The sequence below is a fragment of the Streptomyces alkaliterrae genome (assembly GCF_007097205.2).
GTDB classification, from domain to species: domain Bacteria; phylum Actinomycetota; class Actinomycetes; order Streptomycetales; family Streptomycetaceae; genus Streptomyces; species Streptomyces alkaliterrae.
Map to the genome: position 1 here is coordinate 1 of NZ_VJYK02000052.1, position 23,698 is coordinate 23,698.

The 23,698-nt window shown below is 72.5% G+C and carries 19 protein-coding genes; 9 read left to right on the forward strand and 10 right to left on the reverse strand.

From position 1 onward, the window contains the following. Positions 1-57 precede the first annotated feature (57 nt). On the reverse strand, positions 58-1,407 hold the full coding sequence (locus tag FNX44_RS07280; protein ID WP_181356296.1) for a hypothetical protein: 1,350 nt from the start codon (positions 1,405-1,407) through the stop codon (positions 58-60). A 345-nt stretch (positions 1,408-1,752) separates the two neighbouring features. Further along, a complete protein-coding gene (locus tag FNX44_RS07285; RefSeq protein WP_143647156.1) occupies positions 1,753-4,815 on the reverse strand; it encodes a glycosyl hydrolase in 3,063 nt (1,020 codons plus the stop codon). 185 nt (positions 4,816-5,000) lie between these two features. Between FNX44_RS07285 and FNX44_RS07290 the strand changes: the two genes are divergently transcribed. The 9 genes from FNX44_RS07290 (at position 5,001) to FNX44_RS07330 (ending at position 13,337) form a co-directional block, all read left to right on the forward strand. Beyond that, entirely contained in the window at positions 5,001-6,011 is a 1,011-nt protein-coding gene (locus tag FNX44_RS07290) for a lysylphosphatidylglycerol synthase transmembrane domain-containing protein (protein WP_153506978.1), read from the forward strand. Positions 6,012-6,181: 170 nt separating this feature from the next. Next, positions 6,182-6,838 (forward strand): phosphoribosyltransferase, encoded by a 657-nt coding sequence (locus FNX44_RS07295; protein WP_143647157.1) that lies wholly within the window; start codon positions 6,182-6,184, stop codon positions 6,836-6,838. 207 nt (positions 6,839-7,045) lie between these two features. Then, a complete protein-coding gene (locus FNX44_RS07300; protein WP_228449722.1) occupies positions 7,046-7,999 on the forward strand; it encodes a helix-turn-helix transcriptional regulator in 954 nt (317 codons plus the stop codon). Between the two features lie 133 nt (positions 8,000-8,132). Further along, positions 8,133-8,951, forward strand: coding sequence for a carbohydrate-binding protein (locus FNX44_RS07305; protein ID WP_143647158.1), 819 nt, complete (start codon positions 8,133-8,135; stop codon positions 8,949-8,951). A 300-nt stretch (positions 8,952-9,251) separates the two neighbouring features. Continuing rightward, positions 9,252-10,736 carry an esterase/lipase family protein gene (locus tag FNX44_RS07310; RefSeq protein WP_323369108.1) on the forward strand — a complete coding sequence of 495 codons (1,485 nt, stop codon included), beginning with the start codon at positions 9,252-9,254 and terminating at the stop codon, positions 10,734-10,736. A gap of 148 nt (positions 10,737-10,884) precedes the next feature. Beyond that, positions 10,885-11,055, forward strand: a complete 171-nt coding sequence (gene rpmF / locus FNX44_RS07315; RefSeq protein WP_143647160.1) for a 50S ribosomal protein L32 — start codon at positions 10,885-10,887, stop codon at positions 11,053-11,055. A gap of 5 nt (positions 11,056-11,060) precedes the next feature. After that, a complete protein-coding gene (locus FNX44_RS07320) occupies positions 11,061-12,305 on the forward strand; it encodes a GTP-binding protein (protein ID WP_143647161.1) in 1,245 nt (414 codons plus the stop codon). Between the two features lie 222 nt (positions 12,306-12,527). Next, positions 12,528-12,944: a VOC family protein gene (locus tag FNX44_RS07325; RefSeq protein ID WP_143647162.1), complete on the forward strand. Its 417-nt coding sequence runs from the start codon at positions 12,528-12,530 to the stop codon at positions 12,942-12,944. A gap of 123 nt (positions 12,945-13,067) precedes the next feature. Further along, positions 13,068-13,337 carry a DUF3099 domain-containing protein gene (locus FNX44_RS07330; RefSeq protein ID WP_143647163.1) on the forward strand — a complete coding sequence of 90 codons (270 nt, stop codon included), beginning with the start codon at positions 13,068-13,070 and terminating at the stop codon, positions 13,335-13,337. 46 nt (positions 13,338-13,383) lie between these two features. Here the strand turns inward: FNX44_RS07330 and argF are convergent, their stop codons facing one another. The 8 genes from argF to FNX44_RS07370 all read right to left on the reverse strand — a co-directional run bounded on the left by argF (position 13,384) and on the right by FNX44_RS07370 (position 23,647). Continuing rightward, the gene (gene argF / locus FNX44_RS07335) at positions 13,384-14,391 is read right to left on the reverse strand and encodes an ornithine carbamoyltransferase (RefSeq protein ID WP_143647164.1); all 1,008 of its coding nucleotides are present in this window, start codon (positions 14,389-14,391) and stop codon (positions 13,384-13,386) included. Positions 14,392-14,508: 117 nt separating this feature from the next. Continuing rightward, complete coding sequence (locus FNX44_RS07340) at positions 14,509-15,735, reverse strand: arginine deiminase (protein WP_143647165.1); 1,227 nt, start codon at positions 15,733-15,735, stop codon at positions 14,509-14,511. 114 nt (positions 15,736-15,849) lie between these two features. Continuing rightward, on the reverse strand, positions 15,850-18,405 hold the full coding sequence (locus FNX44_RS07345; RefSeq protein WP_143647166.1) for a polynucleotide kinase-phosphatase: 2,556 nt from the start codon (positions 18,403-18,405) through the stop codon (positions 15,850-15,852). Continuing rightward, on the reverse strand, positions 18,402-19,937 hold the full coding sequence (locus FNX44_RS07350; RefSeq protein ID WP_143647167.1) for a 3' terminal RNA ribose 2'-O-methyltransferase Hen1: 1,536 nt from the start codon (positions 19,935-19,937) through the stop codon (positions 18,402-18,404). Before FNX44_RS07350 ends, FNX44_RS07345 begins: the two co-directional genes overlap by 4 nt. A 58-nt stretch (positions 19,938-19,995) precedes the next feature. Continuing rightward, positions 19,996-20,895 (reverse strand): homocysteine S-methyltransferase, encoded by a 900-nt coding sequence (gene mmuM / locus FNX44_RS07355; protein WP_143647168.1) that lies wholly within the window; start codon positions 20,893-20,895, stop codon positions 19,996-19,998. Between the two features lie 2 nt (positions 20,896-20,897). Next, complete coding sequence (locus FNX44_RS07360) at positions 20,898-21,821, reverse strand: LLM class F420-dependent oxidoreductase (protein ID WP_143647169.1); 924 nt, start codon at positions 21,819-21,821, stop codon at positions 20,898-20,900. Between the two features lie 33 nt (positions 21,822-21,854). After that, a complete protein-coding gene (locus FNX44_RS07365; RefSeq protein WP_143647170.1) occupies positions 21,855-22,256 on the reverse strand; it encodes a nucleotide pyrophosphohydrolase in 402 nt (133 codons plus the stop codon). Beyond that, positions 22,253-23,647 carry an AAA family ATPase gene (locus FNX44_RS07370; RefSeq protein ID WP_181353620.1) on the reverse strand — a complete coding sequence of 465 codons (1,395 nt, stop codon included), beginning with the start codon at positions 23,645-23,647 and terminating at the stop codon, positions 22,253-22,255. The genes FNX44_RS07365 and FNX44_RS07370 overlap by 4 nt, the downstream gene beginning before the upstream one ends. Positions 23,648-23,698 lie beyond the last annotated feature (51 nt).

A 23,698-nucleotide genomic window follows, 5' to 3' on the forward strand; every position in this document is an offset into this window, starting at 1 on the left:
AGGAACCCCCTCCCGCCTGCACCACGCTGGGGCCGTGGTGCAGGCGGGAGGGGGTTCCTACTGCGGCGGGTCGGACCAGGGTCCGCAGATCTCGGTGTTCCTCGCGGGGTCGTTGAGGGCCGAGATCTCACAGGCGTAGATCAGCCGCTTGCCGGCGTACTCGGTCACCGTCCACAGCTTCCCCGGTCCGCCGCTCGGCGTGGGCCAGTGGGACAGGTCCTCCACGCCCACCCCGGCCCGGTGGGCACTGGCGATCTCCAGCGTCCCGGTGGCGGAGGTGGTCCTCCTGGTCGCGTACAGGACGCCGTTGGACTGGCCCTGGCTGCGGCTGAGGTACCAGATGCCGTTGTAGGACACCGCGCCCTGGATGTTCGAGATCGGCAGCCTGTACGCGGCGTCGGCCTTCCACAGGCCGCCGCTCAGGGCCGGCCGGCCGGTCGCGCCGTCGAGTGGCCAGCGGGCCACGCGCCCCATCTTGTCGGGGTCGCCGTTCGCCACCTTGTCCCCGCAGAACTCTCCCGTGGTGAGGTGGTCGACACCGCTGCGGTCCAGCCCGACGAAGGAGAACGAGGAGCCGCCGCCGACGGTGCACTTCTGCCGCGCGGTCGTGTTGGTCCAGGCCGCCACCTGCGGCATCACGAACCGGTAGCCGTGCGCGTGGTACACGCCGCTGTGGCGGCCGATCCGGGACTTGTCACCGGTGTCGCCGTTCTCGGCGGTCTCCAGGTCGAAGATGTAGCGCATGTCGAAGACCCGGAACCCCCGCGCGGTGTCCGCGACGTAGAGGTAGTTGCCGTACCAGGTCATGCCCCCGCAGTGCAGCGAGTCGTACTCCGACTTCTGCGTGGTGCGCAGGCTCATGTACGTCGGGTTGCCGTAGCTGTTGATGTACGGGTAGGCCAGCAGCACGTGCCGGTACTTCAGGGTGTCGGGATCGAGGAACGTGACCCGGCAGCCCTTGACCTTGTCAGCGTCCCCGCCGGACTGCCCGCCGTCCGCGGGGGACTTGTCGTACCAGCTGGTCAGGATGGCCCTCTTGCTGCCCCACAGCTGGTCGTCCTGGGCGTCGGCCACCGTGGTGATGCCCTGCGGCATCCACTCGACGGGCACCCCCTGCTTGCCGGAGTCCGGGCCGTCGAAGCAGTAGCTGACGCCGCGCAGTTGGAGGGATTTGACCGCATCGGGATTGCACGTACGGGAGCTGGCGCTCTGTACGGCGGTGCGGTTGGCCGTGCCCAGGATGTTCTGGACGCCGAGCCTCGGCAGCTCGTCGTCCAGCTTCCTCACCCGGTCGATCAGTTCGGCCTGGTTGGTGGCCGGACGTAGCTCGTAGTCACCGAGGCTCGGAGCGGTGGCGGCCTGCGCCGGCGTCTGGCCGGTGGCGACCAGGGCCACGGCTGCTACCACCGCCAGTAGTCCGCGACGCGGTCTTGCGAGGTTTGGCTTCAAGATCTGCTCTCTCGTTCCGGAGGCGTGTTCGATCTCGGCGAATGTACTCCCCCGGAGGGTGAACGCCGTTCTCTCAGCGGCACGTTGACGGCTATGCCGTGTTTTCTCCGGTCGCGCCGAGAGTCGCTCAGCCGCCGCCACACTCCGACCGCCCCGCGGGTATGACGGCCCGACACCCGGCCGGACTCGCCGTCTTGGCCAGCCTCGCCGCCCCGTGCCGCCCTACGTCGGGTCGAACCGCAAGGGGCCCGGGCCCGCGGGGTTGGGGCCCCACGGGCCGGGCCGGGTCGGCGGTCAGGTGAATCAGGTGAAGGGGATGGTGAGGACGGATCCTCTGCCGACCTGGAGGGTGGACGGGGCGTTGCCCAGGGCGCTCCACACCTCCACGCGGATGGTGCCGTTCTTCAGGTCGCCGAGGGCGCCTGAGGAGGAGTGCGTTCCCTGCCGGGCGGAGGAGTAGTCCTCCCAGCCGGGGACGGGGTCGGTGGCGAAGTAGCGGAACGTCTCGACGCGGTCGAAGGTGCCGTCGCCGGTCAGGTCGTAGGAGACCCGGACCTGCTGGGCGTGGCCGACGTGGGTGCCGGCGTCGACCTTGAAGGTGAAGGCGGTGTCGGAGCCGGACTTCAGCGTGCCGTTGACGTTCCGCACCTCGTAGACCAGCGGGTTGTGCGGGGTTCCGTCGCGGTTGGCGCCGCCCGCTGACGGGATGGTGTCCGAGGAGGCGGTCGTGGCCGCCTCGGCGGCCAGCCGGCCGCCGGAGCGCGGGTAGAAGGTGTCACCCGTGGCCGGCGGCGTCGATCCGGTGGTGGTCACGGTGACGGTGCCGCTGGCCGGGCCGACCCGGTCGGCGGTGTCGCGGGCCCTGACGCTGTAGGTGTACCTGGTGCCGGCGGCCAGCGAGGTGTCGGTGTGGGTGGTCCCGGTGACCGTGGCGACCCTGGTGGCGCCGCGGAGGACGTCGTAGTCCTTGATGCCCCTGTCGCTTGTCGCCGCTCTCCAGGTCAGCTTGACTGAGGTGTCGGTGACCGCGTCGGCGACCGGAGTGCCGGGCGCGCTGGGCCCGTCGGCGGCGGGCGTGCCGCAGCTGGTGCCGAGTTCGGTGTCGCGGCCCGCGCCGGACGCCGTGGACCTCGCCGGCACGTTCAGCACTCCGCCGTCGGAGAAGACCACCGAGCACGCCTCGGCCGTGTAGTTGTGCGCGGCGTAGGTCCTGGTGCCGTTCCTCTCGAAGACGACGGCGGTCGGGGAGTCGGCCGTGACGGTCATGTCCGGCGAGCCGATGGAGTTCATCGTGGCCACCCAGTGGTAGGTGTGGGCCTTGCTCGCGCCGGCCTCGGGCTCGTAGCCGCCGTTCCACCGGTTCCAGTAGCCCATGGCCCCGGCCGGGTCGTAGAGGGCTTGGACCTGCCAGAAGATGTCCTTCCACTCGTCGGCCGGGCCGCCGTTCTCCCTCTCCATCTCGGCCACGCTGCGCCTCAGCATGGCCTTCTCGCGTGCCAGGTGCAGCGAACCCCCGGTCATGGGAAGGAAGTTGATGCCGTGGATCTCCTCGGGGTTGGCGGTCCACCAGGTCGCGTAGGCGCCGCCGCTGCCCCAGACCATGCCGACGACGTCGTGGCCGAAGTCCTTCGGATAGACCTGCTGGTCGGCGTCGAACCAGTACTGCGCGATCGACTCCGACTCGGTCGTCAGCATGTAGACGCCCTGGTCGCGCAGCGCCTTGTCGCCCATGGCCGAACCCCACATGATCAGGCCGGCGCTGAGGTTGATCGACTCCGAGGACGACTCCTGGTTGTTGCCGGCCGCGAATGCCGCGTGGCCCGCGGCCCAGCTGTGCCCGGCGTAGACGTCGAAGCCTCGGAGGAACGGGTACCTGCGGTCGTCGCGTGCGGGGTTGGCGGCGTCCTTGACGAGTTCCTTCACCATGCCGCCCCACTCCGAGTCGGCGGCCCACCGGGGGTCGTACTGCGCCACGATGGCGGCGGCCATCACGTAGTACGAGTAGTGGAAGTGGTGGTCGTTGAGTTCCTGGTCGCTGCCGTAGGAGGCCGGATACCCGATGAGGGTCCGCCAGTCCTTGTCGTAGGAGAACTCGGAGGGGCCGCCGACCGTGAACCACTCCTCCATCCGGCCCTTGATCAGGGTCAGCAGTCTGTCGCGGCCCGCGTTGTCCCCGATCTGGTCCGCGAGGGGCACGAGTTGGGCGAGCTTGCCCAGTGCCTTGCCGGTCCAGTAGGTGTCGACCGCGCCGCTGAAGGGGTCGCCCTGGGCCAGCACCTCGTTGATGTAGGTCCTGAGCTTCGCCCTGTCGACGCCCGCGGCGCTCGGCAGGCCGGGCAGCACGCCGTTCACCTTCTGGGTCGTCGAGAAGGTCGTGCCCTCGCGGACCTTCATCTCGCCGCGCGGGGAGACGTAGCGGTAGGAGGTCAGGGGGTCGCCGGTGTGCAGCCACTGGTGGCGGTAGAGCGCCTGGTAGGTGCCCGTCCGGGTCCCTTCCTTCGCCTCGGTGGTCAGCGAGTAGGTCGCCCTGATCTCGCCGTCCCCCTCCCGGTAGTCCCAGTCCACCTTCGATCCGGTGACGAAGCTGAAGGCGTATTTCGTGAAGTCGGCGAGCGCCTCCCTGCCGGGGAGGACAGCCAGGGAGAAGTAGTCCCTGCCGCGCAGATCCGCCCGGATCTCGTTGCCGGATACGGTCCAGTCGCTGCCGCTCGGGGCGAACAGCGCGTAGTGACGCCCCGAGACGGTGACACCGAGGACGTTGCCCTCGTCGGCGAAGACCGTCGGCGGGGCCGCCGCCCCGATCCGCGCCGCGCCTCCGGTGCCCTCGGCGTACACGTACGGGAGGCCGTGGCCGATGGTCGTGCGCAGACTGCGCGTGCCGTCGCTCCAGTAGGGGCTGACGGTCCAGTCGCTCCACCCGTCCGCCTTCGCGTCCGGCGAGTTGAGGCCCACGAGCCCGAGGGTCAGGTCGGCCTTGTGCGGGAACTCGTACTGGCGGCCCTCGCCCACGATCCGGTGCGTGGTCGGGTAGCCGACCTCCAGGCCGCCGGAGACCGCCTTGTAGGTGAGGGGGTGGCCGTACATGTTCTCCGACCACGGGTTGCCGGCGAAGCGCTGGAAAGCCAGCGAGGACCACCAGTCGTTCGTCGGGACGGGGGTGTCCGCCATGGCGGGGGTGACCTTCGGTTTCACCGGCTGGCCGGTGTTGTTCGACGGTCCCTGGGTGCCGGCGGGGCGCACGTCGCTGTAACTGCCCCTGCCCACCTCGATGGTGGCGGCGGAAGCGGCACCGCTGCCGACGGTGCCCAGCGCGGTGGCGGCCAGAGCCGCCGTTGTCAGCACCGAGACGGTTCGTGGAATTCTCATACGCAGCCCCTCTGAGAGCGCTCTCAAATTCCCGACAACGTAGGGCCGGGCTTCGGGCCGGTCAATAGTCCGGGCCGAAGCGCCCCCGACCCCGGCCCGGCGGCGCAGGAAGCGCGGGGCGGGGATTCCCGCGATAGCGTCGATGATGTGCTGTACGTGGCGGTTGTGGGTGCGGAGCATCGGCCATGACACGTGGCGGCCGCGCTTCGGGGGCGCGGTGGGCGCGAATCGGCTGGCTGTGGTGGCTGCTGGCCGCGGTGCTGTTCACCGCCGCGCTGCTGGGTGTGGTCTCGCAACAGGGGGAACTGCGCCGGGCCGTTGAACTGCTGGCGCGCATCGATCCCGCCAAGGCATCGGTGGCCCTGCTGTGCGAGGCCGCCGCGTTGGTGTGCCTGGCCGCGATGCAGCGGTGGTTGCTCGCCACCGGCGGGCTGCGGATGACCACGGCCGGGATGGTGCCGCTGGTGCTGTCGGCGAACGCGATCGCCGGGGTGCTGCCCGCGGGCGCGGCGTTCTCCGTCGCCTGGCTCTACCACCAGCTGCGACGCCGGGGGGCGGGAGAGGCGCTGACCGCGGCGGTGCTGGTGGTCTCGGGAGCGCTGTCGGCGCTGGCGCTGCTGACGGTGATCGCGGTGGGCGCCCTGACGGCCGGCTCCCGGGGACCCGGCCCGGCGCTGCTGGCCGTGCTGTCGGCGCTGGCGGCGCTGGCCGTCATCGGCCTGATCGCGCTGCGGTCGGCCGTCGTCCGGCGGGCCACGGGCCGCGGCTGGGCGCGCGTCGAGGCCCGGTACGGCCGGGCCAGGGCGGCGAGCAAGGCGGCGCGGGGACTGGTGACGCATGCCAGGCGGGTACGGCCCGGGGTACGGCCGTGGCTGTGGCCCGTAGGGCTGGCCGTGCTGAACTGGGTGTTCGACGCGGCCTGTCTGGTGGCCAGCCTCTGGGCGTTGGGCGTCCCGGTCCCCTGGGGCGGCCTGCTGCTGGCGTACGGGCTGGTGCAGATCCCGGTCAGCGCGCGCCTGACACCGGGCGGGATCGGCATCGCGGAGGCGAGCCTGACGGGTCTGCTGGTGGTCTACGGCCTGCACCCGGGACAGGCGTTCGCCGCCGCGCTGGTGTACCGGATCTGGAGCTACTGGCTGCCCCAGCTGGTCGGCTGGGGGTGCTGGCTCGGGATCACGGCGCGCGAGACACGGTGAGCGGCCGCGGGCCGGAGGGGCGGGCCGAAGCCGGTCGGGGATGTTCGACGGGGACCACCGCCCCGCCGTTTTGCTCCCGACGGGCACGGGAACTCGGAGCCGGGCACACCAGGCGTCCGCTCCTGCCGGGATCGGCGCCGGACTTCGATCGAGGAGAGGCGGCGGTGGTCATGAGATTCCGCGATCGCCGGCACGCCGGGCGGGAACTCGGCGCGCGGCTGACGGAGTGGGCGGGCGACGGAGACCTCGTCAACGCGCTTGTCCTGGCGCTGCCGCGCGGGGGTGTGCCGGTGGCCGGTGAGGTCGCCGCCGCCCTCGGGGCTCCGCTCGACGTCGTCGTGGCGCGGAAGATCGGTCTCCCCGGCCACCCGGAGACCGGTATCGGCGCGATCGCGGGCGAGGACCCGCCGCTGTTCGACCGGCGGGCGCTGCGGATGCTCGACCTGAGCGAGGACCGGCTCGGGCCGGACGTCGCCCGGGAGCGGGCCGAGCTGCACCGTCGGGAGCTGCTGTACCGGGGTGACCGGCCGGCGCCCGAGGTCGAGGGGCGGGCCGTGATCCTCGTCGACGACGGGCTCGCGACCGGCGTCACCGCGCGTGCCGCGCTGCGGCATCTGCGACGGCGGCGGCCCGACCGGCTGGTCCTCGCCGTCCCCGTCTGCTCGCCAGAGGCGGCGGCGGAGCTGCGCGCGGAGGCCGACGGCCTCGTCTGCCTCCACCAGCCGTCGGACTTCCGGTCGGTCGGCCAGTGGTACGAGCGCTTCGAGCAGACCGGCGACGAGGAGGTCAGCCGGACACTGCGCGAGCACGCGGAAGCCGGCTCGTAGGGTCCGCCGCCCTGCGACGGCGGCGGGGCGGCAGCCGGGCCCGGAGGTCACGGCGGTTTGCTCCTTTCCGCGCAGCGGGTCGGACGGTCGGCTCTGCGCCTCCCGCTGGAGGGCTCGCCGCACCGCTGAACAACCCGCTGCGAGACGTGGAGGGGACATCTCCGCGTTCGGACGGTCGGGGCGGCGTGCGACGCCTACCGTGGAGGGATGACCCGTGCCCCGGACCGGCCGAGGGTGTCCGCGGATCCCGTGCCGCTGCACCGGCTCGACGTGCCCGCGCCGCATCTGCTGCCGTTCGCGCTCGGTACCTTCGACACGATCGGTCCGCTCTCCCGTGCCTCCTTCCCGCACCGGCACTCCTTCCACGAAGTCGTGTACGTCGCGGAGGGTTCCGGCCGCCATGTGGTGGACTCGGTGTGCCGGCCGCTGCGGCCGCCGCAGCTGTGTGTGATCTGGCCCGGCCAGGTCCACCACTGGGAGCTGTCGGGTCAACTCTCCGGCTGGGTCGTGCTGTTCAACCCGGACTTCCTGCTGACCCACCCCGAGGACGAGGAGCTGCTGCGCTCGCTCAGCGCGCAACCGCTGCTGCCCCTCTCGGACGAACAGGCGCGGGGGCTGACCGCCCTGCTGCGGGAGATGCGGGAGGAGCACGAGGGCGGTGCGAACGGCCACCGTTCGGTGCTGGAGTCGCTGCTGCACGTGCTGTTGGTACGGGCCGCGCGGTCGGTCGCCGCACCGGCCGGCGGGGCGCCGGAGGCGCCCGACGGCACGGGCCGGCCGCCGGTGGAGGACCGGGCGCGGGAGCTGGCGCGGGACTTCCTCGGACGGCTCGCCCTGCCGGACGGCGTGGGCTTGTCCGTCGGTGAGCACGCCGCCCGGCTCGGGGTCAGCGGCGGCTACCTCACCGAGTCGGTCAAGCGGGCCACGGGCCGGACGCCGAGCCAGCTGCTGCGGGAGGCGCGGGTTCGGGAGGCCAAACGGCTGCTGGTCGCGACGGAGTTGTCCGTGCGGCGGGTGGCCGGGCGTGTCGGCTATCCGGACCCCGCCTACTTCTGCCGCTTCTTCCGCCGCGAGACCGGCATCAGCCCCGGCGCCTTCCGCCGCGCGGGCCGGCTTCCGCCGGCGGCCGTCGCGCGACCCGCGGATTCCGCACGCCGCTGAGGCCCCCGCCGCCGTCGGGGCCGGCCGACCCGGGCTGGTCACCACGGCTGCCCTGTTCAGTCCATCGCCGGGCGGGGCGAGGTCTCCTAGCGTCTTGCGGGACCCCCTCCCCCCACAGACACAGGAGGCGTTCGTGCAGGAGGAACAGGAGTCGGAGCAGTCGCCGGGTGGCGGCATCAGCCGGAAGGGGCTGTTGAAGGTGGCGCTTGCCGCCGTCCCGCTCTCCGCGGCGCTCGGCGGTGCGGCGCTCGCGAGGGACGCCGCGCCGAGCGAGCGCCCGCTGGTCCCCACGCCGATGTGCGACGACGGTGACGACCCCACCCCACCGCAGATGGAGGGCCCCTACTTCAAACCCAACTCGCCTCGCCGCACGTCCCTGTTGGAGCCCGGCGCACAGGGTGTGCGGCTCACGCTCACCGGGTACGTGTTCGGGCTCGGCTGCCAGCCGGTTTCCGGCGTGCTGCTGGACTTCTGGCAGGCGGACGTGAACGGCGCCTACGACAACCGGGGGTTCCGCTACCGGGGGCACCAGTTCACCGACTCCCGGGGCGCCTTCCGGTTGGAGACGATCGTCCCAGGCCTGTACCCGGGCCGGACGCGGCATCTTCATGTCAAGGCGCAGGCGCCGGGCCGTCCGGTGCTCACCACGCAGCTGTACTTCCCGAACGAGCCGCGCAACGCGACCGACCAGTTGTTCAACCCGGCGCTGCTGATGGACGTCCGGCAGGTGGGTTCCGCGCGGGAGGCGAGCTTCGACTTCGTGCTCAATCTGCGGCAGGGGCCGGGCGAGCCGTCGCCCACGCCGACCGGCGGCACCTGGGCGGTCGGTACCGCCTACCGCGTCGGGGACCGGGTGACCTACTCCGGCGCGACGTACGAGTGCCTTCAGGCACACACCGCCCAGCCCGGCTGGGAGCCGCCGTCGGCCCCCGCCCTGTGGCGCCGGCGCTGAGCCAGGAGTGGGGGACGCCGCCGGCTTCAGGCCGACCGGCGGCGTCCCGCCTCGCCGGCGGGCCGCCACGCCCCCGTCCGCGGGTGGCATCCGGTGGCACGGCCCATGGTGCCGACGTACGGTCGAAGTGTCCCCACCTCGACCGGTGGGAAACCGGCCCGGGGCGTCGTCAGGCGGAGCCACCGGGCGGAGTCGCCCCTCCGCCCGGCCTCGCGGCGAGCGCCCCGCCTGCACTCCTCCATCCGGCCGAGTCGGCCGCCTCGTGGAGGAACCGTGGCAGGCAGGAGCAGGTTTCCGATCGTGTACGTCAGGGGTTTCGCCGGCGACACGTCGGGCATCAACAGCGCCGTGAAGGACCCGTTCTACGGGTTCAACGAGGGTTCCACGCATGTGCGGGTGGGCGCGCGGAACGAGCCGACGTTCCACCAGTTCGAGAGTCCGCTGCTGCGGCTCCATCTCGACGAGGGCTACCACGTCCTGGTGGAGGGCGGCCAGGAGGCGTATCTGGACGCGCACGACGAGGTGCCGCCGGACAGTATCTGGGTGCACCGCTTCTACGACCGGTACGCCAGTACGTGGGACGAGCGGCCCGAGCGGTTCCGGCTGGAGTCGGCGGCGCGCGACCTGCTGCGACTGGTGGAACGGCTGCGCGCCAGGAGCGGTGCGCCGCGTGTCCATCTGGTGGCGCACTCCATGGGCGGTCTGATCGCCCGCTGCCTGCTCCAGAAGGTCCTTCCCGACATGGGCCGCGACCCGACGGACTACGTCGACACCCTCTTCACCTACGGCACCCCGCACGGCGGCATCACCTTCGACGTCGGCTACGGCGTGCTGGAGAAGCTGCGGGACGTGACGGGGGTCAAGGGCGCGGACATTTTCGGTCCGCGCCGTATGTACGAGTACCTGACGGCGGAGGCCCGCCGGGTGCCGGGTGGTCCGCCGAGGGACTGGGACGCCCGGCAGATGCCGGAGGGAGAGCTGTCCTTCCCCAAGGACCGGGTGTTCTGCCTGGTGGGGACGAACCCGGCGGACTACGACGTCGCCTTCGGGCTGTCCGCGGCCACGGTCGGTGCTCGGAGCGACGGCCTGGTGAAGATCGAGAACGCGTACGTGCCGGGCTCGCACGTCGTCTTCGTGCATCGCAGCCACAGCGGCCGCTACGGGCTGGTCAACTCCGAGGAGGGGTACGAGAACCTGCGGCGCTTCCTGTTCGGGGACCGCAGGATCGAGGTGTCCCTCGTCGACTACCGGCTTCCGCCGGAGTCGGGTGTCACCTGGCAGGCCGAGGTCATGCTGTCGGTGCGCGGTCTGCCGATCGTCATGCACGAGCGGCTGGCCGCGCACTGGTGTCCCGTCCAGTTGGACGCGCCGGGATCCTCCGCCCGGGCGGACGGCCGGACGCCGCTGGCGGACGTCTTCCTCGGCAGTGGTCTGCCCCGGCCGCCGGGCAGTCCGGCGATGCGCTACGCGCTCCAGTTGCGCGTCCTCTCGCTGCGCGGTCGGCACGGCCTGCTCCGCTTCCGCGACCATCTGGAGCAGGCCGCGGACTTCGCCGACACCCTTGTCGTCGATCTGCGCGCGGCGGAGTCGGGCGAGGAGATCCGGGCGGCCTGGAACTCGGTCATCCCGGGTGCGATCAAGGATCACGCGCCGAGCGGGGCGCCGCTGGGCGACGAGGATCCGCGCACCGGGGTGTGGGTCGCGCACGTGCCTCTGCCGCCGACGGCCGCCCCGATCCTCGGCGACGGCGCCCGGATCAGGCTCGCGGTCAGGCCGTGGAGCTGAGGGCCGGGAGCTGAGGGCCGTGGAGCTGAGGGCGGGCGTGGAACTGGGGGCGCCCGCGGAAGACCATGACGGGACCTCGATTTAGAAACGAGAACCGTTTTCAGGTACGGTGCGGAGGCCCACGCAGCAGGACTCCCGGAGGACTCCCATGGCCGTACCCAAGCGGAAGATGTCGCGCAGCAACACCCGCCACCGCCGCGCGCAGTGGAAGGCGACCACCCCGCAGCTCGTCCCGGTGACCGTGGACGGCAGCGTCTACATGGTTCCGCAGCGCCTGGTGAAGGCGTACGAGCGCGGCCTGCTGCGCCCGGAGGGCTGAACGCGATGCCCCGGGCGGACGACGACCACCGGTTGCCGGTGACCGTGCTCTCCGGCTTCCTCGGCGCCGGCAAGACCACGCTGCTCAACCACGTGCTGGCCAACCGCGAGGGGTTGCGGGTCGCGGTCATCGTGAACGACATGAGCGAGGTCAACATCGACGCCGCGCTGGTCAGGGGCGGTGAGGCCGCCCTGTCCCGCACCGAGGAGCGGCTGGTGGAGATGACCAACGGCTGCATCTGCTGCACCCTGCGGGACGACCTCCTGGAGGAGGTGGACCGGCTGGCGCGAGAGGGCCGCTTCGACCATCTGCTGATCGAGTCGAGCGGGATCTCCGAGCCGATGCCGGTCGCCGCGACGTTCGCCTTCCCACGCGACGACGGCGCCACGCTCGGCGACCTCGCCCGACTGGACACCATGGTCACCGTCGTGGACGCCGCCAACTTCCTGCACGAGTTGAACAGCGGGGACGGGCTGGTCGAGCGCGGACTCGACCAGTACGAGGACGACGAACGCACCGTCAGCGACCTGCTGATGGACCAGGTCGAGTTCGCGGACGTCATCGTGCTCAACAAGCTCGACCTCGTCGGCGCCGCCGACGCGGACCGGCTGCGCGCGGCGCTCAGCAGGCTCAACCCCGCCGCCCGCCTGGTGCCCGCCACGCTCGGCCGGGTGGACCTCCGGCAGGTGCTCGGGACCGGGCTGTTCGACCTGGAGAAGGCCCAGCAGGCCCCCGGGTGGGTCATGGAGCTCAACGGCGACCACGTTCCGGAGACCGAGGAGTACGGCATCTCCAGCACGGTCTTCCGCGCCGACCGGCCCTTCCACCCGCAGCGGCTGTGGCGCTTTGTCACCGAACGGATGGACAGCGGCGAGTTCGGGCGGGTGCTGCGCTCCAAGGGCTTCTTCTGGCTGGCCAGCCGGCCGCGGGTGACCGGGCTGTGGTCGCAGGCCGGCTCGGTGGCCCGCTTCGAGCCCTCCGGCGCCCGCGACGCGGGTCCCGGCGGCGCCCAGGCCTCCGCGTCGCAGGGCCCCGCGTCCCAGGGCCAGGAGCTGGTGTTCATCGGCACCGAGCTGCGCGCCGCCGCTCTCCAGAAGGCGCTGGCCGACTGCCTGTTGGCCGACGGCGAGACGGTCGCGGGCGGGCAGGACCCGTTCCCCGCCTGGGAGACGTACGGCCTGGACGAGGCCTGCGAGCACGAACCGGCGACGCACGACCATGCACACGCCGCGCCCGCCCCGGCGGGCTGAGGAACCCACGGACCACCGGGGTGGGGCGGTGGACGCAGCCACGGCAGCGCGCCACCCCGGTTCACCGCGCCGCCCCCGCCGAGGCACCGGCGGGGGCGGCGAAGACCTCTCGAGGATTCCCCGCGCCGAGCGATGAGTTCCGCGAAGGCCCGCCGTCTACCTCTTTGAACGCACCGACCGCCGGCACGTGGCGGCCGGAGTACCGCAGAGGAGAGCACCGTCATGGCCCGCATGATCTTCGTCAACCTTCCGGTCAAGGACCTGGAGGTCAGCAAGAAGTTCTTCACCGAGCTCGGCTTCGGCATCAACCCCGACTTCAGCGACGAGAACGCCGCCTGCGTGGTCTTCAGCGACACCATCTACGCGATGCTGCTCACCGAGCCGTTCTTCAAGCGGTTCACCAGCAAGCAGATCGCGGACACCGGCACCACCACCGAGGCGCTGCTCTGTCTGAGCGCCGACAGCCGCGCGGAGGTCGACCAGCTGTGCGACAAGGCGCTCGCCTCCGGCGGCGGACCGGCAGGCGACACGATGGACGAGGGCCCGATGTACGGCCGCAGCTTCCAGGACCCGGACGGCCACCACTGGGAGGTCGTGTACATGGACATGGAGGCGATGAGCGGCACCGGCGGCCGGTGACGACGGCATGCGGATGACGGCCCGGGCCACGGTCACCCGACTGTTACACCCCGAGGGCCGGGCCCGCCGCCCGCCTTCGCCGAGAAGCTGTCCCCGCCCGCCGGCCGGTCGTAGTGTGGAGGTATGTACGCACGACGGCGTCGGCGGTACTTCGCGCTGATGACAGTGTGTCTGACGCTGTTCCTCAGCGCGACGGTCTTCGTGCGGCTTGTCTCCGTCCCGATCGCCGTGGGGATGTGCGTGGTCGCGGCGCTGATACCGCCGATCGCGGCGATCGTGGGGAACCGCCGTGAGGCCGACGAGGCCTGGTTCGACGAACAGCCGGGCCCCGACCAGCGCACCCCGGACGAGGAGCTCTGGGAGGAGGAGATGCGCGGCTACGGCCGCGAATAGCGCCGGGCCCGGCTGCTCAGGGCTGGTCAGGGCTGGTCAGGGCTGGTCAGGGCTGGTCGCCGAGCGTGGCGACGAGGACGGCCTTGATGGTGTGCATGCGGTTCTCGGCCTCCTCGAAGACCAGCGACGCCTCGGACTCGAAGACCTCGTCGGAGACCTCCAGCGCGGTGAGCCCGTGGCGCTCGTGGATCTCCCTGCCGACCTCGGTGCCCAGGTCGTGGAAAGCGGGCAGGCAGTGCAGGAACCGCACGTCAGGGTTGCCGGTGGCGGCGAGCACGTCGGAGGTGACGGCGTAGGGCGCGAGCAGCTTGATGCGCTCGTCCCACACATCGGCGGGCTCCCCCATCGACACCCACACGTCGGTGGCGACGAAGTCCGCGCCCGCGACGCCCTCGTCCACCTTCTCGGTGATCAGCAGCCGGGCACCGGTGGTCTCCGCCAGCTCACGCGCCCGTGCCGTCACCTCCGGGGACGGCCACAGCTCGCGCGGGGCCACGATGCGCACGTCCATGCCGAGCAGCGCGCCCGTCACGAGGTAGGAGTTGCCCATGTTGTAGCGGGCGTCGCCGAGGTAGGCGTAGCTGATGCGCTCCAGCGGCTTGTCGCAGTGCTCGGTCATGGTGAGCACGTCGGCGAGCATCTGGGTGGGATGCCAGGTGTCGGTGAGTCCGTTGTAGACGGGCACGCCGGCGTGCTCGGCCAGTTCCTCGACGGCGTGCTGGGCGCTGCCCCGGTACTCGATCGCGTCGAACATCCGGCCGAGCACCCGGGCGGTGTCCTTGGTCGACTCCTTGCGGCCCATCTGGGAGCCGGCCGGGTCCAGGCACATCGTGCGGGCGCCCTGGTCCGCGGCGGCGACCTCGAAGGCGCAGCGGGTCCTGGTGGAGGCCTTCTCGAAGATCAGGACGATGTTCCTGCCGCGCAGCCGCTGCTGCTCGGTGCCCAGCCGCTTGGCGGCCTTCAGCTCGGCGGCAAGCGTGACCAGTGAGCGGAACTCCTCGGCGGTGAAGTCCAGCTCCTTCAGGAAATGGCGGCCCTTGAGGTCTGTCGCCATGCGGCGCTCCTAGGTCGTGTGCAACGGACTCGAACCGGAAGTATATACGAATGAACGCATCACTATGCAGGTAGGTTCCCCGGTCCGCCCGACCGCCCCCTCGGGCCACCGGCAACCTCAGCTCACCGCGTCCCGCTCCACGGGGCAACTCATACAGCGCGGTCCGCCGCGCCCCCGGCCCAGCTCGCTGCCAGGGATCTCCAGCACCTCCACGCCCTGTTTGCGCAGGTGGGTGTTGGTGGTGACGTTGCGCTCGTAGGCGACGACCACGCCCGGCTCCACGGCCAGCACGTTACAGCCGTCGTCCCACTGCTCGCGCTCGGCGGACCGCACGTCCTGCGTCGCGGTCAGCACCCGCACCACCCCGACGCCGAGCGCCGCCGCGATCGCGTGGTGCATCTCCTCGGCCGGGTGGTCGGTCACCTTCAGCTCGTCCCCCGAGCCGCCCGGCTCGATCGTGTACGAGCGCAGCATGCCAAGACCGGCGTACTGGGTGAAGGTGTCCTTGTCGACCATGGTCATCACGGTGTCCAGATGCATGAACGAACGCCGCTTGGGCATGTCGAGCGCCACGATCACCCGCGCGGAACCGGCCCGGAACAGCTCCCTGGCCAGCGTCTCCACCGCCTGCGGCGTCGTCCGCTCGCTCATGCCCACCAGCACCGCGCCGTTGCCGATCACCAGGACGTCGCCGCCCTCGATCGTCGACGGATGGCTGCTGCCGGCCCGGGACCACACCCGGAAGGACGCCTCGTCGAACATCGGGTGGTGCAGGTAGATCGCCTCGAAGTGCACGGTCTCGCGCTGACGCGCCGGCCAGCGCATGGCGTTGATCGCCACGCCGTCGTAGATCCACGCCGAGGTGTCCCGGGTGAAGAGGTGGTTGGGCAGCGGGTTCAGCAGGAAGTCGTCCATGGCCAGGGAGTGGAAGTGCACGGAGACGGGCTCCGGCTGCCGTTCCAGGTACTCGCGCTTGGTCTCGCCGCCGATGAGCACGTTCGCCAGCTCGGTGGCCGGCAGCTCGTCGTAGCCGGACCGCAGCCGGTCGGCGGCCAGCGGCCCGAACGCCTGCTCGTCGAAGACGCGCTCCAGCACCAGCCGGCGGGCGGCCGGCACGTCCAGCGTCTCGGTGAGCAGATCGCGGAACAGGTGCACCTCGACGCCCCGGTCGCGCAGTATGTCGGCGAACGTGTCGTGCTCCTGGCGTGCGCGCCGCACCCACAGCACGTCGTCGAAGAGCAGGTCGTCCTTGTTGGACGGCGTGAGCCGTTTCAGCTCCAGGTCCGGCCGGTGCAGGATGACGCGACGCAGCCGGCCGACCTCGGAATCGACGTGGAATCCCATCTCCCCATCCTGTCCGAGCGGCGGCCGTTGGCCCAGTGCGCCGCAGGGATTTCGCCCCACGGCAACACGCCGGGCCCGCCGCCCCGGGGGACGGCGGGCCCGGCGGGGGCTGCTTCAGAGGCGGGGGTCCACCGGTTCGGACTCCAGTGCGAGGACGGCGAACACCGCCTCGTGGACCCGCCACAGCGGCTCACCGGCCGCGAGGCGGTCCAGCGCCTCCACGCCGAGGGCGTACTCGCGCAGCGCCAGGGACTCCTTGTGGCCCAGATGCCGTTCGCGCAGCCGCTCGAGCTGCCGCGGCCTGGTGTACTCCGGGCCGTAGACGATCCGCAGGTACTCCCGGCCCCGGCACTTCACGCCGGGCTGGACAAGCCGTCCGCCCGGGCGGCGGGTGAGCGGGTGCAGGGGTTTGACGACCATGCCCTCGCCACCGGCCCCGGTCAGGCGCAGCCACCACTTCGTACCGGCGTCGACGGACGCCGGGTCGCCGGTGTCCACGAGCAGCCGGTCGGTGCGGCGCAGCAGGCCGCCGGGGTCGGCCTCGACCATGCGGTCGATCAGCGCCAGCTGCCGGTCGTGCGGCTCGCCCGCCAGGCTGCGGCCTTCCACCGCGAGCAGTTGGAAGGGGGCGAGCCGGATGCCGTCCAGGCCGTCCACCGGCCAGCAGTAGCGCCGGTACGCCTCGGTGAAGGCCGCCGCGCAGCCGGCGCGTTCACGCTGGTCGGCGAGGAGGGCGCCGACCGGCAGTCCGCGCGCGGCGGCCCGTTCCAGGTCGGCCACGACGGTCGGCAGGACGCTGCCTGCGGCCGCGCCCACCGCGGCGTACTGCTCGCGCAGCAGTCCGGCCGCCTTGGCCGACCACGGCAGCAGTTCGGCGTCGAGCAGCAGCCAGTCGGTGTCCAGTTCCTGCCACAGCCCGGCCGCGTCGACGGCCGCGCGGAGGCGGTCCAGCAGTGCGCCGGTGAGGGCGGGGTCGTCGAAGAAGGGACGTCCGGTGCGGGTGTAGAGGGCGCCGGTGACGCCGCCGTGGGCGTCGAAGCGCTTCTCGGCGGTCGCCGCGTCCCGGCAGACCAGGGCCACGGCCCGCGAGCCCATGTGCTTCTCCTGGCACACGACCTCCCGCACGCCCGCCTGCGCGTACCCGGCGAACGCCTCGGCCGGGTGCTCCAGGTAGCCCTCCTCGCGGGAGGTGGCGCAGGGGGCCATCGTGGGCGGCAGGTACGGCATCAGACCGGGCTCGATCGCGAAGCGGCTCATCACCTCCAGCGCGGCGGCGGCGTTGTCCTCGCGGACGGCGACCCGGCCCAGGTGCCGGGTCTCGACGACACGTCGGCCGGCGACGTCGGTCAGCGCCAGCGGGCGGCCGCTCGGGGACTCCCCGCCCAGCGGCCGCACCGGCTCGTACCAGACCCGCTCGGCCGGCACGTCGACAAGGGTCCGCTCGGGCCAGCGCAGGGCGGTCAGCGCGCCGCCGAAGACGCAGCCGGTGTCCAGGCAGATGGTGTTGTTGAGCCATTCGGCGTCCGGAACAGGTGTGTGGCCGTAGACGACGGCGGCACGGCCCCGGTAGTCCTCCGCCCAGGGATAGCGGACGGGCAGGCCGAACTCGTCGGTCTCGCCCGTGGTGTCGCCGTACAGGGCGTGCGCGCGCACCCGGCCCGAGGTCCGGTTGTGGTACTTCTCCGGCAGGCCGGCGTGGGCGACGACCAGCCGGCCGCCGTCCAGGACGTAGTGGCTGATCAGGCCGTTCACGAACTCCGCGACGCGGGCGGGGAACGCCGGGTCGGCCTCGGCCTCGCGTGCCAGCTGCTCGACGGTCTCGGCGAGGCCGTGTGCCAGGCGCACCTTGCGGCCGCGCAGATGGCGGCCGAGCTTCTGCTCGTGGTTGCCGGAGACGACCAGCGCGCTGCCGGCCTCGACCATGCCCATCACCAGGCGCAGCACGCCGGGGCTGTCCGGGCCCCGGTCGACGAGGTCGCCGACGAACACGGCGGTCCGGCCCTCTGGGTGGTGGGCGCCCACCGCGCGGCCGGTGTCGTCGCGGGTGAGCCGGTAGCCCAACTGCTCGAGCAACACCTCCAGTTCGGCGCGGCAGCCGTGCACGTCACCGATGACGTCGAACGGTCCGGTGAGGTGGCGCAGGTCGTTGTAGCGGCGCTCGCGGACGATCTCGGCGCCTTCGACCTCCTCGACTCCGCGCAGGACGTGCACGCGCCGGAATCCCTCGCGTTCCAGACCACGCAAGGAGCGGCGGAGTTCGCGTCGCTGGCGGGGGATGACGTGGGCGGGCATGTCGGCGCGGTCGGGCCTGGCGGCGTTGCGCTCGGCACACACCGCTTCGGGCACGTCGAGCACCACGGCCACCGGCAGCACGTCGTGTTCCCTGGCCAGCCGCAGCAGCTGTCGGCGGGCCTCGGACTGGACGTTGGTGGCGTCCACCACCGTCAGCCGGCCGGCGGCGAGCCGCTTGCCGGCGATGTAGTGCAGCACGTCGAAGGCGTCGGAACTGGCGCTCTGGTCGTTCTGGTCGTCGCTGACCAGGCCGCGGCAGACGTCGGAGGAGACCACCTCGGTGGACGCGAAGTGCCGGGCGGCGAACGTGGACTTGCCCGAGCCGGTGGTGCCGATCAGCACGATCAGCGAGAGGTCGGGCACGGCGAGCCTGGTCATGCGGCGGTCTCCTTCCGGCGCGCGTCGATACGGCCGCGGTCGGCCGGTTCCTCGGGCCCGGTGGCGGTGAAGAGGGCGAGCTGGGTGGGCGGTCCGACCTCCGGGTCCTCCTCGCCGACCGGCCGGAGGGCGACGGTGTAGCCGTGGCGTGCGGCGACGTCCTCGGCCCAGCGGCGGAACTCGGCTCGGGTCCACTCGAAGCGGTGGTCGTGGTGGCGGTGCTCGCCGGCCGGCAGCGACTCCCAGCGCACGTTGTACTCGACGTTGGGGGTGGTGACGATCGCCGTGCGCGGCCGCGCGGCGGCGAAGACGCCGTGTTCCAACGTGCGCAGCCGGGCCGGGTCGACGTGCTCGACGACCTCGCTGAGCACGGCGGCGTCATAGCCCGCGAGTCGACTGTCGACGTAACTCAGCGAACTCTGGAAGAGGTTGACCCGGGCGGCCTGCCGCTCCCCCATCCTGTCGAGTCGCAGTCGACGGGCGGCGATACGCAGGGCCCGGGTGGACACGTCGACGCCGACGATCTCGCTGAAGCGGCGGTCGGCGACCAGGTCGGCGAGCAACCGCCCCTCGCCGCAGCCGAGATCGAGCACCCGGGCCGCGCCGGAGTCGCCGAGCGCGGCGAGGATCGCGGCACGGCGGTGTGCGGAGAGGGAGACGGGCGCGGCGGTGTCGCCGGTCCCGGTGGTCCCGGTGGTCTCGGGCTCGGGGGCTTCCGGTGTTTCCGGGGTCGGCGGGACCGCGTTGTCCAGTTCGCCGACGGTGGTGTCGTCGGCCTCGGCGAGCCGGACGAGTTCCAGGCGTTCCATCGCCTCCCGCGCCAGGCCCCGGCGGTAGGCCAGGTAGCGCGCGGTGATCAGCGCCTGCTCCGGGTGGTGCTCCAGCCAGCCCTCGCCGGCACGGAGCAGCTTGTCCACCTCGTCCTGGCTGACCCAGTAGTGCTTGGCGCCGTCGAGCACGGGGAGCAGGACGTACAGCTGCCGGAGGGCGGCCGCGAGTGTGGCGGTGCCCTCCAGACTCAGGCGCAGACAGCGGGCTTCACCCCACTCGGGGAACCGCTCGTCCAGGGGTACGGCCTCGGCGCGCACCCGCCAGCCCAGTGGTTCGAAGAGCCGACGGACCAGTCCGCCGCCGCGCGCGGACAGCGCCGGCACCTCGATGCGCAACTCCATTTCCCGGCCCGGAAGTTCGGGCCGCGCCGCGCAGGTACCGCGCAGCGCGCTGCGGAACACCGAGCCGAGCGCGACGGCCAGCAGTGAGGAGGCCGCGTAGGGGCGGTCGTTGACGTACTGGGACAGGCTCGCGTCCGGCCCGCTGTTGCCACGGCGGGCCCGGCGGGCCAGCGCGACGGGATCGACCTCCAACAGCATCGCCGCCGTGCACCGCCGGGGTGTGGCCTCGGGGTAGAAGACCCGCGCCGTCCCGTAGGAGGTGCTGAAGTCCTGCACCTTCTCGGGATGTTTGTGCAGCAGGTAACCGAGGTCGGTGGCGGGCTGGGTGGGGCTGCCGTCGGCAGTGATGGTCAGGTACACCCGGTCGAGTATGCCGAGGTCGGATGTGGCGTCCCAGTGGTTTTCCGCCGACGGGCGGTCAGGGCGTCTGTGACAGGAGTCCGGCGAGTGCGGCGATCCGGTCCGGACCGACGCGGCAGCAGCCGCCGACGAGTCGGGCGCCGTCGGCGCGCCAGCGCAGGGCGAGTTCCGGGTGGTAGGTGCTCGGGCCCCGCCACGTGCCCCGGGCCGGGTCGTAGTCCTCTCCGCTGTTCGGGTAGACCACGACGGGCAGGCCGGTGACGTCGGCGGCGAGCGGCACGGCCCGGCCGGCGTCGGCGGCGGTGCAGCAGTTCACCCCGACGGCGATGACGTCGGGCTCGTCGACGACCAGCCCGAACGCCTCGCGCAGCGGTTGGCCGGCCCGGGTCCGGTCGCCGCTGATCGTGTAGCTCAGCCACAGCGGCACGCCGAGCCCCCGGGCGGCGGTCAGCAGGGCCTCGGCCTCCCGGACGTCGGGGACCGTCTCCAGCGCCAGGACGTCCGGTTCGGCCTCGACGAGGGCTTCGACGCGCGGCCGATGGAAGCGGACGAGTTCGGCGGTGCTCAGGCCGTACCGGCCGCGGTACTCGCTGCCGTCGGCCAGCACCGCGCCGTAGGGGCCGACCGAGGCCGCGACCCAGACAGGCGTGCGCCCGGCGGCCTCGCGGGCGAGTTCGACGCTGCGCGCGAACAGTCGGCGCGCGGCCCGGTGGTCCAGTCCGTGGCGCGCGAAGCCCCGGAAGGACGCCTGGTAGCTGGCGGTGATCAGGACGCGGGCGCCGGCCTCGACGTAGGCGCGGTGGGCAGTGCGCAGCTGGTGGGGCGCCTCGTCGAGGAGCCGGGCGGACCACAGGTCACCGGACAGGTCGGCGCCCTGGGCGGCGAGCTGGTTGGACAGCCCGCCGTCCAGGACGACCGTGCTCCTCGCCAGCGCTTCGGCGAGAGGAAGTCGTGGCACGGTCACGGCAGTTGGGACATCACCTGGGAGGAGATCAACTCCAGGTGGTCCAGGTCGGTCAGGTCGAGCAGCTGCAGGTAGACGCGGCCGGAGCCGACGGCGGCGTACCGGCCGAGTTTGTCGACGACCTCGGCGGGGCTGCCCGCGAGGCCGTTCTCCTTCAACTCCTCGACGTCACGCCCGATGGCGGCGGCCCGGCGGGCCACCTCGCCGTCGTCCTTGCCGACGCACACCACAAGCGCGTTGGAGTACACCAACTCGTCGGGGCGCCGCCCGTGCTCCTCGACGGCGGCTCGGACGCGGCCGAACTGCCGCTCGGTCTCCCCGATCGAGGCGAAGGGGATGTTGAACTCGTCGGCGAAGCGGGCCGCCAGCCGCGGTGTGCGCTTGGCGCCGTGCCCTCCGACCAGCACCGGGACGCGGTTCTGGGCCGGCTTGGGCAGTGCGGGCGAGTCTTTCAGCTGGTAGTACCTGCCCTCGTAGTCGAAGGTCTCACCGAGCGGGGTCCGCCACAGGCCGGTGACGATCTCCAGCTGCTCCTCGAGCCGGCCGAACTTCTCCTTGGGGAACGGGATGCCGTAGGCGGTGTGCTCGGCCTCGAACCAGCCGGAGCCGAGTCCGAACTCGACCCGTCCGCCGGACATCGCGTCCACCTGAGCGACCTGGATGGCGAGCACGCCGGGCAGCCGGAAGGTGCCGGCGGTCATCAGCGTGCCCAGCCGGATGCGGCTGGTGTCCCGGGCGAGGCCGGCGAGGGTGATCCAGGCGTCGGTCGGCCCCGGCAGCCCGTCGGAGTCGCCCATGGCGAGGTAGTGGTCGGAGCGGAAGAAGGCGTCGAAGCCCAGCTCCTCGGTCGCTCGGGCGACGGTGAGCAGGGTGTCGTAGTCGGCGCCTTGCTGGGGTTCGGTGAAGATTCGCAGGTCCATGCGCACCATCCTGCAACGCCGGTGCCGGTCGGGCTAATTCGTGGTTGTGCCGCCGTGTCGTCGGTCGGACGCCGCGCGGCGGTCGGGTGCCGGGAAGCGGAGCTCGTTGCGGTCGATCTTGGCGGCGAGCGCGGTGAGCGGGTCGACGCCCAACACCTCGCAGAGTTGCAGCAGATAGGCCAGTACGTCCGCGATCTCGTCCTCGACCCGGTGGGCCTGGTCCGGCTCGTCCATCACCCGCATGGACTGCTCCGGGGTGAGCCACTGGAAGATCTCCACCAGTTCCCCGGCCTCCACGCTGAGCGCGGCGACGAGGTTCTTCGGGGTGTGGTAGGGGCCCCAGTCCCGGGCGGCGGCGAAGTCGGCCAGGCGCTTCTGGAGGGAGTCGACATCGGGTCGGGGGCCGTCGGCCGGCCGGGGGGCACTGCTGCTCATGCCCCAGGTCTACCACTGTCCGCCGGGCGCGGGGCCGGCGGCCCGGGCTGCTCGGCATCGGTCTGCGGCCCGGTCGCCCGCCGGTCGGGCTGGGCGACGACCCGATCGGTCTCCGCCTCTGCGGCCTGGTGGCTCTCCCGGGAGTGCGGGACGGCCGGTGCGGCGCCGTCGGCGGGGTGGTCCGGGCGCGGGGCGGCCGCGGCCGGGCGGGTGCGGCGCGGGCCGCCGAGCGTGACCAGGTCGACGCCCGGCACCTGGGCGGCGCTTTCCGCGTCGGCGACGGTGCCCAGCAGGCGGACCCGGCCCTGTCCGCAGCGTCGGGCGGCGAGGGCCAGCAGCGCGTCGCTCTGGCGCTCGTCCAGGGCGCGGTCGAGCCCGTCGGCGAGCACCATCAGGGTCTGTTGGCCCGGCGGGACCTCGCGCGGGGCGCGGGCGTGGCAGGCGTGGGAGCCGAAGAGCAGGACGAGGGCGAGGGCCGTGTGGCGCAGCTCGCCGTCGGCGAACCACTCCACCGGGACGCGGCGGCCGTCGACGCGTTCGGCGACCGCCCGGATCATGCCGCCCTCCGGACCCGCGCAGCCCTCCGCCCTCAGGTCGCGCAGCGGCCCGGCGGCGCAGCCGGCGTTGACGGCCTCGACCAGTTCGGCGTGGACGTCGGGGGACTCGGTGCGCAGCCTGCGCAGCACGGCGGCGAGGTTGTCGCAGGAGCCGCGCAGCGTCTCGTCGCCGGCGGCGACGGTCTCGCGCATCGTCTCCGGGCGGGGGTCGCAGAGGAACGCGGACCGCAGGGCGAGCACCACCTGTTCGGCGGCGGCGAGCACCTGTCGCTGGCCCTGCGTGGTGCCGGCGACGCGCAGCGGCAGCAGCGCCGTGCACAGCTGGTCGTCGGGCAGCGGGGCGCGGGTGACCGCGTTGACTCCGGCGGTGTGCCACTCGGCCTGGACCACAGGGCGGCCGGGGTCGCGCAGTGCCGTCGCCAGCAGGACGCGCCGGTGGTCGGCGAGGCGTTCGCCTACCACCCGCAGGCTCGGTTCGGCCTGGACGGCGAGGTCCAGGCGCACCTCGCCGGCCGGTCCGGTGACCGTGCAGCCGAGACGGAAGCCGCGGCGGCCGAGTTCGTCCGGGCGGGCCTGCTGCGGGACGAAGGCTCGCGGGCCGCCGGGGGCCGCGCCGAACACCTCGCGCAGCCGCTCCCCGGACGCCAGGCGGGCCAGTACCTCGTAGGCCTCGATCACCGTCGACTTGCCGCTGCCGCTGGGACCGGCGAGGAGGGTCAGCGGCCCCAGCGGCAGCCGCAGCCCGCGCACGCCCCGGAAGGCGGAGATCCGCAGCTCGGTGACGGCCGGGCGGGGGCCGGCGGGGTCGGGGATACCGCTGCGGGAGTCGCTCATGTTCGCGAAGCTAGCGCCGGGACGGGCGGCCGAACCGTTCCGCCGACCGAC